Origin of the sequence: Rosistilla carotiformis (assembly GCF_007753095.1) — a bacterium.
GTDB lineage: Bacteria > Planctomycetota > Planctomycetia > Pirellulales > Pirellulaceae > Rosistilla > Rosistilla carotiformis.
In genome coordinates, this window is sequence record NZ_CP036348.1 from 6,920,296 (window position 1) to 6,937,729 (window position 17,434).

The window sequence follows — 17,434 nt, forward strand, 5'->3', positions numbered from 1 at the left end:
CGAGAAGCATGACTCTTCTCTTCTCTAGGCATTGGGTAAAAGGTGCGGCGATGAAACCTGCGGATACATTCCGGACGCTGTTTAATTCTTTGTGGTCCAAATCGAATCGCGCCGCTAAGCGTCCGCGGCGGCGTCATCGCCGACTGCGCAGCGAAACACTCGAATCGCGTCAACTGTTGGCTGCGGATTTGAATCTATTCCAACACAACTTTTTCGATTCCGAAGATGTGAACGACGACGGAATCGTTTCGCCCGTCGACGCATTGGCGATCTTGAACGCGATCCAGCGGAACCAAAGCGACGAAGGGGGGATGTTCACCGACGTCAACAACGACGGCCGCCGTAGCCCCATCGATGCCCTGCGCGTGCTCAACCGAATCAATCGCGGCGGCGACAAGGACCGCAACGACTCGCCTACCGATACGGAAACCACGGTCCCTGACCTGCCCGATGAGGTCCGTTCGATCGACGGCACAGGGAACAATTTGGAAGATGAGAACCTTGGAGCCGCCGGAACGACGCTATTGCGGGTCGCCGATGCTGACTATGCCGATGGGATCTCGGAGCCCGGTGGCGAGGATCGGCCGAGCGCTCGGGAGATCAGCAATGTGTTGAGCGATGCCAGCGTCGATAGCGAGGGGAACGATCGTGGCCTGTCGGCGTTCATCTACGTTTGGGGACAGTTCATCGACCACGACATCGATCTCTCGCTGTCTCAAGAGGATGGCGAAACGTTCGACATCGCAGTACCCGCTGGCGATCCGTACTTCGACCCCAGCGGTACGGGCGACGTGACGATTGGGCTGAGTCGTTCGGTGTACGATTTGACCACCGGCACTTCGGTCGACAATCCGCGGGAACAGGTCAACGCGATCACCGCCTACATCGATGGTTCGCAGGTCTATGGATCGGATCAAGAGACCGCCGACGGATTGCGTTCGTTCGAAGGAGGCCGCTTGGTGATCACCGACGACGGCCTGCTGCCGTTGGATGAATCGGGAATGGTGATCGCGGGCGATATTCGTGCCAGCGAAAACATTTCGTTGACCGCGATTCAAACGCTGTTCGCACGCGAACATAATCGCCTGGCCGACGAGATCTCCGCGGCGGATCCCGATCTGACCGACGAGGAGATCTACCAACAAGCCCGCGCGATCGTGATCGCTGAAATCCAATCGATCACCTACAACGAGTTCCTGCCGGCACTGTTGGGTAACAATGCGATCGACTCCTACGATGGCTACGACGCCTCGGTCAATCCTTCGATCGCCAACGAGTTCTCGACTGCCGCGTTCCGGTTTGGCCACAGTACGCTCAACGACGACATCGAATTCTTCGATAACGACGGGCTTGAGGTCCGCGACGAAATTTCGTTGACCGAAGCGTTTTTCAACCCCTCGCTGTTGGAAGAGACGGGAATCGATTCGATCCTGAAATACGATGCGTCGTCGCAATCGATGCAGATCGATCTGGAGGTCGTCGATAGCCTGCGGAACTTCCTGTTCGGGCCTCCCGGTGCCGGCGGTTTTGATCTGGTATCGCTGAACATCCAACGCGGCCGCGATCACGGATTGGCTGATTACAACAGCACCCGCGTCGCCTATGGGCTCGATCCGGTCGAGAGCTTCGCCGACATCACCAGCGATGTCGAACTGCAAGGCAAGCTGGAGTCGCTGTATGGCGACGTCAACAACATCGATCTGTGGGTCGGTCTGTTGGCGGAGGATCATGTTCGCGGAGCGTCGGTTGGCGAAACTCATCAAGCGATCATCTCCGATCAATTCGAAAGGATCCGCGACGGAGATCGGTTCTGGTATGAGAACGTTTTTGAAGGTCGCGAGCTGAAAGAGTTGCAGCAGACGACGTTGGCCGACATCATCGAACGAAACACCAACGTCGAAGGGTTGCAGGAGAACGTCTTCTTCATGAACGCCACGGTCAGTGGAACGGTCACACAAGCTGTCGACAATTCCGCGTCGAATCGGTCGCGAAGCTCGTCGTCGAATCGGAACAACAATTCGAGTCGCGATGTCGCTGTCGAAGGAGTCGAACTGGAGTTGCTGGATGACGAAGGGAACGTGATCGATAGCACGACCACCGATCGCAAAGGGAGCTACCGCTTCAGCAACTTCGTCCACACGGGCGAATATCAGATCCGTCTCGCCGAGACCGGCGAGACACTCGACCTCCTCGTCTCCAACGGCGCCACCCGCTTGCGAGGCCTCGATTTCGAGATTGTCGTCTAACGGCTTGGTAGCCCGGAGGGCGGCATACGAACTGCCGGAGGCGTCAGCCGAGCCCTTTCAAGCTAGCATCCCGGGGCTCTTTGGTCGAGGATTCTAGCTGTCGATTCATGGTTACCACGATTTCCGCTTTTCCTTTTCGGTGGTGGCCTCTTGGGGCCTCGGTGACTCTTTCGGTATTGACTGAAATCGAGTTTCCGAGCGACGTCGACCAACTCCTTGGCGAGCTGCTTGAGGGTTAGTTTTCCATAAACTGAATCAAACTCCTTTTCAGTCACAGCCGTCATGAAGCCCTTCCACGATTCAGAGACGTCGTTGGCTGCATAGTAACTGGAAAAAATCCGCGTCACCTGCTGCACAGCCAATCGATGTTTTCATCACGCTTATTAGGTTGTACATCATCATCGACATGCAAAAACTGAACAGGGCCGCTTGAGGATATCCAAGCGTGTTTATCTCGCTGTTCAGTGTCGTGGCAAGATGCTGGAATGCGGTTTCGATATTCCATCGCTTGCGATAAGCATTCGCCACGTGTTTCGCACTAACCCGCTGGGGAAGATTGGTCAAAACATGAACGGCGGTGTCGCCCTTGCGAGTTGGTGTGTCAAGTTCGATCGTGATCCGCCGCGGGCAAATCGCAAGGCCTTGATAGGTAAAGGCGATCTTCTGTTCGTACAGTGTTCCGCCGTCACAACGCCCGATTTCCCGGCGTTCTCCTTGCGGTTCCCAATTTGGCAACAAGGCCTTTGAATGACGAAAAACAAAGAAGGCTTTCTTGTCCAAGGCAATCGTGGTCATCATCTTCTGTGAAGCAAAATGACGGTCACCGATCCAGACCTCCCCCTTTTCAACAAGCTCAAGAATCTCCGGATGTAACGTGGCTTCGTTGGCATGCCCATCGCGACTAAGAATCACATCGACGAGTAACTTCTTGTCGGGATCTAAGATGGGGATAGTGGTGCCAGGCAAGGCCGCTGCGCCGAGGTTCCGAAGCTCTTTGATTCGATGCTCGGTCCCAGCGAGATGGTTGCCGTCGATGATCCGTGTCTTGTAACCGCTCAACACAGGCGGTGGTTTGGGACCTTCGAGATGGTCCCACAGCTGCGAAAGCTCGGCCGCCGTTTCACTTACCAAGGCGCGGCTCACTTGGGTCTCGATACCTTGCAGCTTGTTATAAACGGATGTGACAGAGACTTTTAGTTTTTCTTTGTGCTTTTTGTAAGCAGCGTTGACCGAAGGTTTGATGTTCAAGGCAACACAGGCCATGATGTCAGCGACCGATGAGAACAGGAGTTCACCGCATCTTTGAGAGCCTGCGTGAGTGGCAAATAGAGTGTCCATTCGCTCGTCGCTGAGCAGATGATTGAGCATCAGTCGAGTACCCATCGCCACAGGGCACTCATTTTTGAAGCGATCAAGCAGTTCATCAACAGTCATCATTCCACCTCGTTTCGCGTAACTTTCGATAAATAAGCTACTTAGATATCAGTGCAAAACAGATGCCACGGCATGCCCATGCTAGCTTGAAAGGGCTCGGCGTCAGCCTCCGGTCCCAAAGCGACAAGCGATACCAAGCCCGGAGGGCGACAGACTCGCACTCACATTGTGTCGGCCTCCGGCCTGGAGTTGGTTTGGGCGTCACTCTCGATCCGGCGGCTGACACCGCCGGCAGTTCGTGTGCCGGCCTCCGGCCTGGAGTTGGCTTGGGCGTCATTCTCGATCCGGCGGCTTACACCGCCGGCAGTTCTTGTGTCGGCCTCCGGCCTGAGAACCTAGCGGACTGGATAGCCCGGAGGGCGGCATACTCTCATTTATTCAGAGGTGCTTGCCGATCTACGCCAGGGAATTGCTCTTTACCACCACTCTCTCGATTGTCATCGCGAGAGTGGCTCGGCAATATTTGTTGACGCGATGAATTTGATGTAGCACAATACGGTATCAGGATTTTTCCGGTTGTATGTGAGGCATCCATTGAAAATCGTCTGCCCTCCTGTCGTTCTCGATACGAATGTATTGGTCGCTGGAGCGTGTCGACAGGAACAAAGCATGGCCTATCGTGTGCTGATGGCGGTGCTTAACCGTCGTGTTCCGTTGATGCTTACCGAAGGGATCATTGCGGAGTACACAGACGTTTTGTCGCGGCCGACGGTACGGAAATTGACTGGCCTGACGGCTAAGCAGAATTCCGATTTGGTCTTGGAGCTGATTTCGCTGTCACACCAAACGCAACTGCGTTTTAGTTGGCGTCCGAATCTGAGCGATGAAGCGGATAATAAGTTCATCGAAGCTGCGATCGCCGCAACGGCGATCATCATCACCTATAACGTTCGCGATTTTGATTGTGCCGATCTCGTCAAGCATGGATGGGATGTGATGACACCAATCGAATGTTGGACACTTTACGATTTAGGAAATTGACCATGGCGACCCTCTCCGTGCGAATGCGAGACGATCTGAAAGCAAAGGCTCAACAGTTGGCGAGCGAACAGGGGGTTTCTTTGAACAGCTACATCAATGCGACGCTTGCGGCGACCGTCGCGCAAGCGGAAACGCTGGCGATGATGGGGGACAAGTTCGATGGTGTCGATCGAGATCGGTTGCGTGCTCGAGTCATGAAGTTCATGTCTACAACGCAGAGCGGCCCCGAACCAACTCCAGTCGAGATCGAGCGAGCGATCGCAGGCAAGCCGGACGTTGGGGGCCGGTAAACGAAATCGTCCGCCACCCGGAATTGAAACAGGCCTGCCGGCGGCTTCTGGACTCGCACGACGTGACGGTATCCGTCCGTGCTGTGCATCGATCGCCATTCTCGACCCGGCGGCTTACACCGCCGGCAGATCGTGTGTCGGCCTCCGGCCTGAGAACCGGGGGGACTGGATAGCCCGAAGGGCGACATACGATCTGCCGGAAGCGTCAGCTTCCGGTCCCCGAGCGGCAACCGCCCCAAGCCCGGAGGGCGACAGACTCGCACTCACATTGTGTCGGCCTCCGGCCTGGATGGGATTCAAACACAAATCTCCGGGTTCACAACAAGCCCTTAACGACCACGTTGCCGGGGCTAACGTTCACTGATCGGCCTTAGTGCAAAGTTTTCCGAAAAAGCTCGACTGCGGGTGTGACTTTCTTGAAGGGAAAACGCCCCTATTGCCTGAGCCTTGTCGGTTGATGTCGACTGCGCGAGGCGACTGCTTCTCTTTTCTCGCTTTTCGCAGGAGGGTGTTCGATGACGTTTAAACGAGCCTTGACGTTGGCTGGGTTGGTGACCGCAACGATCTTGTTGGCAGCCAACGATGCCCAAGCCCAATGTTCTGGAGGACGCGGAGGTGCGAGCGGAGGATCGGCGGGCCCCGGTTATGCCTTGGGGCAACGCTACGATCCGCTGGCCTATCAACGCGACTACGCCTTGCAGCAACAGAGGTACCTGCAAAACCAACAGTTGTATGCGATGCGGCAGCAGACATATCAACAACAGGTGGCGCAGAAGTACCAGCAGCGACAGGATTTATTGGCCGCACGCAAGGAACGAGCGATGTTGAAGCGAGAAGCCCGCGACGCACGGATCGCTCAACTCAAAGCAGCTCGCCAAGCTGAACGCGAAGCGGAGGCCTCGGCGAGCGAATCTTACGCGTCGGCCGAGACCGTCGTCGCCATGCGTTAGCGAAAGGTCGATCGGTGCGGCGCCGCACTCTGTGGCGTCGCTTGGTTTTGGAAAACCGTCAGTCATCCCCTTTGACAGGAAGAAGGTCCCCATGTTTCGTCGTTCAATCATGTCGCAAAAACGCAAGCCACTGCAGCGCCGCAAGTCGCGAATCCTTGTCACCGAGACACTTGAATCGCGCCGCGTGCTGGCTGCCAGTGTCGGCTGGGATGGCCCCGGCTTGGGAAGCGCCGAACTGACCTACAACATCTCCGGCAGTCCGAGTTCGCTGTCGCAAGCCGAGACCACCGCGGCGATCGAAACGGCGTTGAACGCTTGGTCGAGTGTCGTCGATGTCAGCTTTACACCCACCGACCAAACGGGGTTGCGCGATTCGATCGACATTTCGTTTACCAACATCGATGGTGACGGCGGCACGTTGGCGCAAGCCTATTTCCCCGACGATGTGAATCCCGCGAGGATTGCCGGCGACATCCAATTTGATTCCTCCGAGGTTTGGGAGGTTGGCAATTCGCTAGGCAATCAAGCCTTCGATCTCGTCTGGGTCGCGGTCCATGAGATCGGTCACGCGCTGGGACTGGACCACCTGGATGACGCCAGTGCGGTGCTAGCACCGTTTGTCTCGCCGAGCCAAAGTTTTTCGGGATTATCGAGCGAAGATATTGCCGAGATCACCAGCCTTTACGCTGCGGCCGACGACAACGTCTTGCCAACCGACGATTCGGATGACACCTCCGATCCGGTCGACACATCCGACGACGATACGACGGACGATTCCGATCCGACGGACTCGGGCGATACCGACAACAATCGGGTTAATCGCAACCGCTGGCGTCGCGGCGGCAACTGGCATCGCTATAGCGGTCGGATCGAGGCGGATGTGCCCGAGAACCACAATCTTTATAACCCAACCGACGTCAACGGCGATTCCGCGACCACGGCGATCGACGCTTTGATGATCTTGAACCAAATCAATCGTGGCGCCGCGACGGGCGAAAGCGATTCCGACGCGATGTGCGACACCAACGGCGATGGCAGCGTCACCGCGATCGACGCGTTGACGGTGATCAACGCGCTGAATCTTGGAACCGTCGACACCAACCAGGTCGCGACGATCGAAGGTGAAGAAGAGGCCGAACTGGATGACAGCTTGGACAGCGAGACCGAAGACGAAGAGATCAGCGACGAGGTCGATGTTGAACTCGATCCGGTCGATGATGTCGACGATACACTCGATTCTGGCGATGCGGAGGATGAAGAGACGCTTGATCCTGTCGACGACGGCACCGAAAGCGTGGACGATCCGACCGCAGAAGATGACGACTCGCTAGAACCGGTTGATGACGGGGGCGTGTTGGATGGTGGTGAAACCGACGAGACTGACGCGACCGACGAGACTGACGCGACCGACGAGACTGACGCGACCGACGAGCATTGCCTCGACGGATCGCAATTTCGGTTTGGCATAGGGCTTGGTTTAACCGGTGCGACGGCGGAAGATCTGCTGACGCGGTTGGACACCAACGAAGATGGCGAGCTGACCGAGGAGGATGTTTCCAGTCGGTTGTGGGATCGTTTGGTCGATGCGGAGATCGATGCCGATGGAGACGCGGTGATCACGTTGGCGGAAGTCGAAGCGGCGTTGGCGACAGCTCGCGAAGACTTTTTCAGTGCCCTGGACGCCAACGAGGATGGTTTGTTGACCGCCGACGAAGTGAGCGATCGGTTTTGGGAAAAGGTCTCCGATGCCGATAGCGATGCAGACGAAGCGGTTTCGTTGGATGAACTGTCTACTTGGCTGGACGACGGCAATTCGATTCGTAGCCGCGGCGGGCATCACGCCCATCGCGGTTTCCACCACCGCGTCGATGCCGCCTTCGCATTGTTAGGGCGTGCAGCGAGCCAACGCGGATTCTTTCGATGAATCGTTTAACTTGGGGCGAACTGGCACGCGGATCGGTCGGCTGTGGAAATTTGATTTTCTCAGCCGCGCGGTTGAAACAAACCGCGACGTTTCCGTTCCCTAATTTTGGAAGCCGGTAAACCCTTCAGCGCAGGCAAGCACCGTGATCGCAACCGATTCGACCCACCGTTCCGATTCCAGCAGCCAGTCGGGCCAAACTCAGGAATTTCAATCGCTGCTCGAAGCGGCTCGCGGTGGCGATTCGGAAGCCTTGGGCCGTTTGCTGCAATGGTACGCCAACTACTTAACGTTGTTGGCCAGCACGCAATTGGATCGCCGCTTGCAACGCCGGTTGAATCCGTCGGACATCGTTCAGGAAGCGATGTTGGCCGCCCATCGCGACTTCGGCGATTTTCGCGGCCAGAGCCAAGGAGAGCTGTTGTGCTGGCTGCGACAGATTCTGATCCACACGCTGCATCGCGCTTTTGCCGCGAATGTCAAAGTTGCCAAGCGGGACGTCCGCCGCGAGGTGTCGTTGGACGCCGTGGCCAACGGACTCGAAAACTCCGCCATCAACCTTGCTTCGATCCTGCCCAACCGAGGTGAATCGCCGAGCGCCCCGATGCAAGCGCGTGAGCGGACCGTCTGGTTGGCCGATCAATTGAGCGAGCTGCATCCGCCCTATCGCGATGTGATCGTCTTTCGCGTGTTGCAAGGAATGTCGTTCGACGAGATCGCCAAGCGGATGGATCGCTCCGGCGGTGCGGTGCGGATGCTTTGGCTGAGAGCCCTGGAAGCCTTCAAGACGCAGGGAGAAGCTCGCGATGTCTGTGAATGATTCGGTGCTCGATTCCTGCGACGAACCGGAATTGCTGCGGGCGTTGGACGACGATCAGAAGCAACGCCTGACCGAGCAACTGGATCGTTATCTCCAGTCACTCGAATCGGGCGAGCCGTTGGATCTGGAGACGCTCGATCGCGAGAACCCTGATTTGTCGGAGGTCTTCGCCAGCTATCTAAGTAAGTTGGACGCACTGTATGGCGTCGCGGTCGGCTTCCAAGACCCGAGCGATCAATTCAGCGACTTGCAGCCGACCTCAGGCAGCCCGATGACGTTGGGCGATTTCACGGTCCAGCGTGAGATCGGCCGCGGTGGGATGGGCGTCGTTTACGAAGCGAATCAGAAGTCGTTGAACCGCCAGGTCGCTTTAAAGCTGTTGCCGATGGCGTCGCTGTTGGACGCTCGCCAAATCGCCCGCTTCAAAAACGAAGCCCGTGCCGCGGGACTGCTGCAACATCCGCATATCGTCCCGGTCTACAGTGTCGGTTCGGAGCGCGGGATCCACTATTTTGCGATGCAGTTGATCGATGGGCTGCCCGTCGACGCTTGGATCTTGCAGCAGCGAGAGACCGCGTCGACGTCGCGCGATTGGCGATCGATCGTCGCTTGGGCGATCGATATCGCCGACGCTCTGCATTATGCCCACACGTCGGGCGTCGTCCATCGCGACGTCAAACCGTCGAACCTGCTGCTCGATTCCGCGGGCAAAATCTGGATCGCCGACTTCGGTTTGGCTCGCTGCCAAGACGATCGCTCGCTGACCGTCAGTGGCGATCTGTTGGGAACGATGCGTTATATGAGCCCCGAACAGGCGACGGGCAAAGCCGAAGCGGTCGACCATCGGACCGATATCTATTCGCTGGCCGCGACGCTGTTCGAGATGCTGACCTTGCGAACCGCCGTTGTCGGTGACGACGGACCGACCTTGCTGCGAGCGATCCAGCAGGACGAACCGCCGCGGCTGCGCAGTCTGTTGCCCCACGCGCCAGCCGACTTGAGCGTGGTGTTGCAAAAAGCGATGGCTCGCCGCAAGGATGATCGCTACGAATCGGCCGACCAATTGGCCGCTGATCTGCGAGCGGTCCTCGATGGTCGACCAACATTAGCCAAGCCGCCGACGGTCGTCGCCCGCGTGGGACGCTGGACGGCGCGGCATCGTCGCTCGGTCGCTGTCGCCGCTTCGGTCTGCGCGGTGGCGATGTTGTGGCTGGTCGCCAGCAGTTTGATCATCTTGCAAAAGAGCAACGACGCCAAATGGAGCGCCGTCCAACGCGATCAATATTTCCGCCACGCCCAATCGGCGGTCGATCATCTGGGAACCGAAGTCGCTGAGCAATTGGCCTCCGTGCCGGGAGCTGAACAGGTGCGACACGCGCTGTTGTTGCAGACGCTGCGGTATCACGAACAGTTCGCCGCGCAAGCGACGGGCGATCCCGAACTCTCTGCGGAAGTGGCGCGGACGCATTCGCGGATCGGAACGATTGTCAAAGAGTTGAAATCGCCGCGCGATGCGATCGGGCATTTTCGCCGCGCCGCCGAAGGTTATGCGGCGATCATCGAAAGTCCCGAGTCGATTCCTGTCGAACCATCGGCTGAGGAAACGCGGTATCATGCCGCGCAAAACCTGAATCATCTGGGGCTTGCGCTGGCCGACATCGGCGAGCCCGACGAGGCATTGCAAATCTATCGGCAGGCTTTGGCGATCCAGCGCGCCTTGGTGCAGAGCGATCCGGAAAACGAGCGTTATGCGGCGGAGTTTGCGTTAACGACAAACAATCTGGCGTTGTTGTTCATTCAGAATGGCGATGTCGCTCAGGCGAGGCCCCTGTTGGACGATGCGATTGCGCGGCTGTCGACAATTGTCGAACGGAAACCGGATGACGAACTGGCGGCTCGCGGACTCGCCTCCGCCCTGGCCAACCGGAGCGCCGTCACGGTCGACGATCCACGCAGCGAGATCGAACTGTTGCAGCGAGCGATTCAAATCCGAGCCGCTTCGGTTGGCGAGTCATCAAATCGGTTGAGCGCTTCGGGTGAACTGGCGACGCTTTTGAATAACCTTGGTTCCGCGAACATGCACGCGGGGCGATGGGCGTCGGCGGAGCAAGCGTTTACGAGAGCGGCTGGACTGCAGCGTCAACTGTTGAGCATCGCTCCGGCGATCGATCAGCATCGTCGCGATTTGGCGACCAGTTTGAACAACGTCGCGATGGCGTTTCAGAAACAAGCCAAACATGCTGAAGCGATCGAGGCGTTGGACGAAGCGATCTCGCTGCAACAGGCGAGCCTGGAGCTCAGCGACGACGACGCCGCGGGGCACAGCCGCATCGGCGCGATGCTGCACAACCGCGGCAGTTCGATGCTGGCGATCGGTGACTTGGCCGCCGCGGAAACGCAGTGGATGCGAGCGATCGAGCAACAACAGCAGGCACTGGCTATCGACCCGCAGCACGCCGAAGCGAAACGTTTTTTGCCGAAGCATTATTCCAGCTTGCTGCGATGCTTTGCTCGTGGCAAACGCTGGCAAGCGATCGATGCGGTGGCTGTCCGTTATCGCGCGTCGGCTGCCGGAAACGGAGCCGCCGAAAAACAAGCCGATCGCGATTTGGCTGCCGTCAACGAACTGGCGGTGACGCAATGAAAGCACCACTGAAACGATCGTCATCGCGTCGACTGAGGCTCGAGCAATTGGAGGGACGCTGGATGCTGAGCGCCAATCCGTTGACATTGGCCAGCGATGACCTGGGATATCGCGGGGATCAAGGCGATCGATTTTCCGACACGCAGATCGTGGATGGTGGATCGCGCGATGCAAGCCCACGCGACGCAGCCGCTCAAGAAGGCAACGATCTCCGCGGCCCTGAGTCACGCGATTCGGGGGATCGCGAAGAATCACGGTTAGGCCGTTTGGATGACCAGCGTCCCGGGGGAGAGCGCCGCGGCGAGGATCGCAACGGAGAACGTCCACCACGTCGCGATCGCGGCAGCAACGACGGCACGCCAACCATCACGGACAACGATCAATCGTCAACGACGCTCCCCGACGCTGTCAACGTGACGATCCGCAACGAAACATCGTCGACGTCGATTGGCGATTCGACATCGCCAATTCGCACGCCTGTCGTTTCTTCATCGGGGCCTAGCGTCGACTCGAACCCTACGGTTCCAAGCATTTCGGTCGAACCAAACGTTCTTGGCTCCATTCCGGCCGACGGCGCCGGCGAAACCGTGTTGGTATCGGTCACGCCGCGGGGAGAGTTGTGGGAGCTGAGTCCGGAGAGCTTCGATCAAGTCTTGGAAGCCGAGAGCGATACGTTCGCAAATCCGTCCACAGCCGAAGCGATCGAGGCGGTCGATCAATGGTTGAATCAATCCGACGCGTTCCGAGATCAAATCGAGCAATTGGACCAGGCGATCGAAGACCTGGCCGAAGAGGATCCGGCGGCGGAGCCCGAGGCTTTCGAATTGCCCGAAGGGACCGAGTTGCATCCCGATACTGCAGCGGAAGCTGTCCCATCGGAGAGCAATAGCCAGCAGTGGTTGTTGGAGACCAGCGGACTGCTGTTGGAGAACGATTCCAGCTCGCGAACGGTCGCCGATCCGCAGCCGACTCGGTCGGGCGAAGCGATCGCCGACGCCGATGCAGGCTGGAATGTAGGCATTGGCGTTTTTAAGGCGTTCGAAAGCGTGCTGCCGGCCGCGCCGCAGCATTCGCTGTCGGCGGCGCTGTTGCCCACCGTCGCGACGCCACCACGGATTCCATCGCCGGTCGAACCAACCGCCGAAAGCGATTCGCAGCGGAACCTCGCCTGGTACGAAGGGGCGTCGCTGGCGGTGATCACGATCGCGGGAGTGGTTTATATTCGGCGGTGGCGCGATACCGAAGCGAACCTGTTGAAGCGAGTCGAGTAAATCCTTTCCTCGTGACGTCGTCTCTCCGTGTTCCGCGCGAAGTTCTGCGACCACCTTCCGAGGCGACCAAGATTGGGAATCAGAAACCGTAGGTGGCGCTGCGCTTACCTACGGCTACCGTCTGTAATCCCGTCGGGATACCTGTTCGGGCAGACGGCTTCGCTCAGACACGTAAAGATTGAACTTGGGCGATGCGCTAGGAGAGGATCGATTCGATCGGTGTTCCTTCGCTGAGCTTCAGCGGTCGACCGATTGGCGTGATCAGCTCGCGCTCGAAGCGGACATCTAACGCCTTCAAAATCGTGGCGTGGATATCTTGGACCGTCACCGGATCGGCGACGTTGGTCAGCAAATCTTCTTTATCGAGCTTGGGATCGGGGGAGGTCGCGCCGTGGACGATTCCCTGCCGCAGGCCGCAACCGGCCAATGCGATCGAGAATCCGTGCGGCCAGTGATCGCGGCCGCCGACGGGATTGATCCTCGGCGTCCGCCCAAACTCGCCACCGCAGACGACCAAGGTCGAATCGAGTAGATCGCGATCGGCCAGCACCTGCAACAGCGTCGCGTAGGCGGGGTCGAGGATTTCGCACTGCGTCCGCTGGCCGTTGTGATTGTCGGCGTGGGTGTCCCAGCCCGACAGGCCAACTTCAACACATCGCACTCCCACTTCGATCAACCGGGCTGCGGCAAGGCAGCCGCGGCCAAAGGCGGTCTCGCCGAACTGAGCTCGCAACGCTTTGGATTCTTTGTCGACTTCAAACGCCGCCAATTGATCGCTGTCCATCATCGTCAGCGCACTCTTGGTGGCGATCCCGTGCAGCGTGCGATCGCGATCGAGATCGCGCAACCGGCCTTTGCGGAAATTCGATTCGACCACATCCATCAAGCCGTCGACGCGGCGTTGGAAACGCTTCTCATCGACATAAGGCCGAATGTCGGGAACTTTGTTGGCCGGATCGTAGACCTTGAAGGCATCGTACTTCGCGCCGAGATAGCCGCCGCGACCGGCGACGTTATCGGGCAGGATCGAGATGTGCCGAGGAATGTCCGCGCCGCCGGTAAGCTCATGGCAAACGATCGATCCGATCGATGGATGGACTACGGTTGGGTCGGGTCGCCAGCCGGTTTGGATGTTGTAAAACGCGCGTTGATGGTCCCCTTCTTTGCTGGTCACCGAGCGGACCAACGCGACGCGGTGCATTTGTTCGGCCGTCTGCGGCAGAAACTCGGAGATCTGCACGTCGCGAGCGGTCGTGTCGATCGCCGCCACTTCGCCGCCGTATTTTGTGCCGGCGTGAGGGTCGAAGGTTTCGTATTGGCTTGGGGCGCCACGGAGCCACAGGACGATGATCGATTTCGGCCGCGAGGGTTTCGAGGATTGTTCGCTTCCGCGAGCCAAGTGGGTCGCCAACGCAGTCATGCTGAGCGCGCCGGCGGATTGCAACAGCGAGCGCCGCGAGAGGTGATCGTGTGAACCGCAGTCGATGTTCATGGAATGGACTTCCGCAGGCGAGTTGAAGGTTAATGGTTCCAGCTGAATTCGCTGCTGTTGATCAGGATCCAATACAGGTCCTCGACAAACTGGCGACGCGAGACGCCCTGTTCGGATTGTCGAATCCAAGCGGCCGCCTCTTCGTCGGTCGGCCGCCGATTTAAGATCGATAGATAGGTGATCTCCACGGCGTGGGCGTCATCGGTGGCGAACATCGCGATCTGCGACGACGCGTTCATGAACGGGTTTTCCCCCGTCCGCTCGTTGACCATTTTGCCGTTCATCGCCAACAACCGTTGGGTGATCGTGATCGCATCCTGTCCAAATTCATCTTCGCCGGTGTCGCCATAACGATTGATGAAGTCGTTTTTCTCGCCGAAGGCTTGCAGTTGAACCAACAGCGCCGATTGGCGATCGAGCGTGGCCAGACGGCACGACTGGATGATCGAACTGGCGACCTGTTCGGGACGCAGTCGAATCAACGGGTAGACCGCCCAGGCCTGTTCGTGTTCGCTGGTGACTTCGAAGTCGCAGCGACTGTCGAGTCGAAAGGTTTGCAGATGACTGATGATCCGAATCAAGCGACGCAGGTCCCAATCGTGCTCGGCAAAATCGTGAGCCAAGCGATCCAAGCCCGCGGGGAAGGGACCGTGCAGCGGGATGTCATCAACCGGATCGGACAACGGTTTCCCAAACATCAACGCCCAGACGCGATTGACCGCAGCGCGGGCGGCGGGGATGTTTTCGCGGTGGGTGACCCAGCGGGCAAGCTGTTGCCGCGAGGGAAGTTTTTCTGCCGCGGGATCGGTCGTCAGCAGTTCGGGAAGGAACGGGACGATCGGTTCGACCTCTTCGGTCTCGTCCTCATAAAGGAATTGATATTCGTAAGTCTTGCCGTCGTCGCGAATCCCCTGAATCGAATTCGCCGCGGTGCTATAGAAGGCGGCGAGATGATGGAAGTCGCGCTGCGTTCCTTCGAGCGGATCCGAATTGGTTCCCAAGGTGACGTTGCCGAGAAAGTCGTCATGACACTGCAGGCAATCGATCCGCATTCCCAAGAACGCGCGGCTGGTGCGGGCTGCCAGACGGACCGGATCGACGCGTCCCTTCTCCGTGGTGTCCAGCGTCACCGTGAGGAAGTTGACTTGCGGATTTTCGGTCCAGATCCCTTTGGCGGTGATCAGTTGGCGAACGATCTGAGAATAGGGAACTCGATCGTGCAGTTGTTGCGACAGCCAAGTGATAAAGCGTCGGCGGCGGTAAACGATGAAAGGACCTTCGTCGGCGCCGACGTAAGCGCGGCCTAAACGTTCGGCCCAGTAGTCGGCGAAGCGATGGTCGGCCAACAATCGCTCGGTCAACGCATCGACCTGCGTCCCCTCGGGCAGCGACTCCAACCAACGCATATCCTCCAGCGAAATGCTGCTGCCGATCAGAGCCAGCGAGACGCGGCGGCTGACCGTCTGCCAATCGGCGTCCGGTGCGGTCGCCAAGCTCTCGCGAGTCCAGGTCGTCTCAAATTCGGCGTCGACGTCGGCGACGACCTCCATCCAATCGGCGGTCTCGCTGGTCCCTTTGGGGATCGGTGGCGGCTGTGTCGATCGTCCATCGCCCGAGAGGCCGTTGGCGAGGTAGCCGACGCCCATCAAGCCAACGGCGGCCAGCAGCGTCCAACGGGCGAGCGATTGATACCATTTCATGTTGTCATCACCGGACGCGATTTGTGGTTTCGCAGGGAATTGTGGTTATCGAGTTGGCCGCACGCACTTTCGCGGAGCGAAAGGCGACCAACATGCTTCACTGCCTGGCTTTCTAGGAAAGGAAAGGCTACCGATCGTTGTTCGCTGAACGGCAGGGAAGCTTGGTCGGAAAACCTGAGATTCGCAAATATTGTTCAGACCTCGTCGGCGACGATCAATTCGACGATGCCGTCGCGATTGCGGATCGGGAACGTTTCGGCCAAGCTGCGGCCGCTGATCGTATGCCGGCCCGAGGTGAGTTCGAATTGCCAGCCGTGCCAGGGACAGGTGACGCAGCCGTCGCGAACCGCTCCATCGGCCAACGGGCCCCCTTGATGCGGGCAGATTCCATCGATCGCAAACAATTGGCCATCGACTCGAAAAACGGCGACGATCCGCGTGCCGACCAGGAACTCGCGTCCAATCCCCTCTTCGATCTCTTCGGATTTCGCGATCGTGGTCCAGTTTTCAGCGGCGTTCATATTTTATCGTTTCGGGAGTGCGGAAGGTGTTCGTTTAGTCCAACAGCGGCAGCGTCTGCTTGGCCGCAGCGCTGGCGATCGCGGTGTCGACGATCTGTTGTCCGATCCGGGAGGTTTCCGGTGAGAGTGGCCCTTCGACCGGCAGGCGGTTTTCCAAACAATGGATCAGGTAGGCGATGGGATTGCTGTCGATCAACGATTGTGGGTCGACTGGGATCTCCACGCCAGCGGGCTCTTCGCGGGTCTGCAGTCGCACCGTCGGTTGGTAATCGTAACAGCCGATCGTTCCTTCGGTGCCGACGATCACAAATCCGCATCGCGGTTGCGGTTGATGGGTCCAGGGATCGGTGAACGTTCCCCACCGGGTCTCCAGCTTACTGAGTCCGGTTGCATAACGGAGCACCGCCACGCAGTGCTCATCGACTTCCAGCCCCGCCGGTTGGTCGACGACTGCGGTGACTTCGATCGGGCGTTGGCCGCCGTTGAACCATGTCGCCAACGTCGCTCCATAGCCCAGGTAATCCAACAACGCTCCGCCGCCGGCCGCCTTCTGATAGAACCAGCTGTTCGGTTTGTCGGCGGCAATCTGCTCCGCCGTTCGCTGCTGCTTGCCCGCCGCATGGTGCAGCGGTCCGCGATTGCCGTCGTAATAATGGACCTCGATCACGTCGCCGATCGTCCCTTCGCGGATCAATCGATGGGCGGTGCGGTGGGTGGGAAACCAAGTCATCGGCCAATTGATCGCCAGCGTCCGACCGGCCCGCTGCGCCGCAGCGATCATCGAATCGGCTTCGGCGAGCGACGCCGCCATCGGTTTTTCGATCAGCACATCAACGCCATGGGCCATCACGCGCTCGGTCCACAGACCGTGCCCCGCGGCGGCGGGACACAGCAGCACGATGTCGGGCTGCGTCTGTTCCAGGCAAGCCTGCCAATCGGTGAAGACCTTTTCGCTGGGCAGTTGCAGTTCCTCGATCGCCTGCTGCATCCGATCGGGTTGTTCATCGCACAGGCCAACGATTTCGACGTCGGGAAGCGCCGCGGCGAGCCGCAGGTTGTCGCCCATATGAAAATGTTCGAAGTTGATACCGGCGATTTTCCAACGTGCCATCGGGTGTGTCTTTCAGGATGTCTGTGTTCGCGAAGTCGAGTTCATAGGACGCG

13 protein-coding genes are annotated in these 17,434 nt (G+C 58.7%); 8 read left to right on the forward strand and 5 right to left on the reverse strand.

Translation table 11 applies throughout. The features are described 5' to 3' along the window. The first annotated feature begins 50 nt into the window (after positions 1-50). On the forward strand, positions 51-2,246 hold the full coding sequence (locus Poly24_RS24900) for a peroxidase family protein (RefSeq protein ID WP_145101975.1): 2,196 nt from the start codon (positions 51-53) through the stop codon (positions 2,244-2,246). 300 nt (positions 2,247-2,546) lie between these two features. Here Poly24_RS24900 and Poly24_RS24905 read toward each other — a convergent pair whose 3' ends face one another. After that, positions 2,547-3,683 (reverse strand): transposase, encoded by a 1,137-nt coding sequence (locus tag Poly24_RS24905; RefSeq protein ID WP_145101977.1) that lies wholly within the window; start codon positions 3,681-3,683, stop codon positions 2,547-2,549. A gap of 531 nt (positions 3,684-4,214) precedes the next feature. Here Poly24_RS24905 and Poly24_RS24910 point away from each other — a divergent pair. The 7 genes from Poly24_RS24910 to Poly24_RS24940 all read left to right on the forward strand — a co-directional run bounded on the left by Poly24_RS24910 (position 4,215) and on the right by Poly24_RS24940 (position 12,557). Further along, positions 4,215-4,661 (forward strand): putative toxin-antitoxin system toxin component, PIN family, encoded by a 447-nt coding sequence (locus Poly24_RS24910; protein WP_197452158.1) that lies wholly within the window; start codon positions 4,215-4,217, stop codon positions 4,659-4,661. 2 nt (positions 4,662-4,663) lie between these two features. Beyond that, on the forward strand, positions 4,664-4,951 hold the full coding sequence (locus tag Poly24_RS24915; RefSeq protein WP_197452159.1) for a toxin-antitoxin system HicB family antitoxin: 288 nt from the start codon (positions 4,664-4,666) through the stop codon (positions 4,949-4,951). 515 nt (positions 4,952-5,466) lie between these two features. After that, positions 5,467-5,901: a hypothetical protein gene (locus Poly24_RS24920; RefSeq protein WP_145101983.1), complete on the forward strand. Its 435-nt coding sequence runs from the start codon at positions 5,467-5,469 to the stop codon at positions 5,899-5,901. Between the two features lie 91 nt (positions 5,902-5,992). Beyond that, entirely contained in the window at positions 5,993-7,825 is a 1,833-nt protein-coding gene (locus tag Poly24_RS24925) for a matrixin family metalloprotease (RefSeq protein WP_231753340.1), read from the forward strand. 142 nt (positions 7,826-7,967) lie between these two features. Further along, positions 7,968-8,642 carry a sigma-70 family RNA polymerase sigma factor gene (locus Poly24_RS24930; RefSeq protein WP_145101986.1) on the forward strand — a complete coding sequence of 225 codons (675 nt, stop codon included), beginning with the start codon at positions 7,968-7,970 and terminating at the stop codon, positions 8,640-8,642. Beyond that, complete coding sequence (locus tag Poly24_RS24935) at positions 8,629-11,286, forward strand: serine/threonine-protein kinase (RefSeq protein ID WP_145101988.1); 2,658 nt, start codon at positions 8,629-8,631, stop codon at positions 11,284-11,286. The genes Poly24_RS24930 and Poly24_RS24935 overlap by 14 nt, the downstream gene beginning before the upstream one ends. Then, on the forward strand, positions 11,283-12,557 hold the full coding sequence (locus tag Poly24_RS24940) for a hypothetical protein (RefSeq protein WP_145101990.1): 1,275 nt from the start codon (positions 11,283-11,285) through the stop codon (positions 12,555-12,557). Before Poly24_RS24935 ends, Poly24_RS24940 begins: the two co-directional genes overlap by 4 nt. A gap of 196 nt (positions 12,558-12,753) precedes the next feature. Here Poly24_RS24940 and Poly24_RS24945 read toward each other — a convergent pair whose 3' ends face one another. The 4 genes from Poly24_RS24945 to Poly24_RS24960 all read right to left on the reverse strand — a co-directional run bounded on the left by Poly24_RS24945 (position 12,754) and on the right by Poly24_RS24960 (position 17,381). Next, a complete protein-coding gene (locus tag Poly24_RS24945) occupies positions 12,754-14,049 on the reverse strand; it encodes a DUF1501 domain-containing protein (RefSeq protein ID WP_145101992.1) in 1,296 nt (431 codons plus the stop codon). A gap of 29 nt (positions 14,050-14,078) precedes the next feature. Further along, positions 14,079-15,749 carry a DUF1553 domain-containing protein gene (locus Poly24_RS24950; protein WP_145101994.1) on the reverse strand — a complete coding sequence of 557 codons (1,671 nt, stop codon included), beginning with the start codon at positions 15,747-15,749 and terminating at the stop codon, positions 14,079-14,081. 194 nt (positions 15,750-15,943) lie between these two features. Then, entirely contained in the window at positions 15,944-16,270 is a 327-nt protein-coding gene (locus Poly24_RS24955; RefSeq protein ID WP_145101997.1) for a Rieske (2Fe-2S) protein, read from the reverse strand. Positions 16,271-16,304: 34 nt separating this feature from the next. Continuing rightward, positions 16,305-17,381: a Gfo/Idh/MocA family protein gene (locus Poly24_RS24960; protein WP_145102000.1), complete on the reverse strand. Its 1,077-nt coding sequence runs from the start codon at positions 17,379-17,381 to the stop codon at positions 16,305-16,307. Positions 17,382-17,434 lie beyond the last annotated feature (53 nt).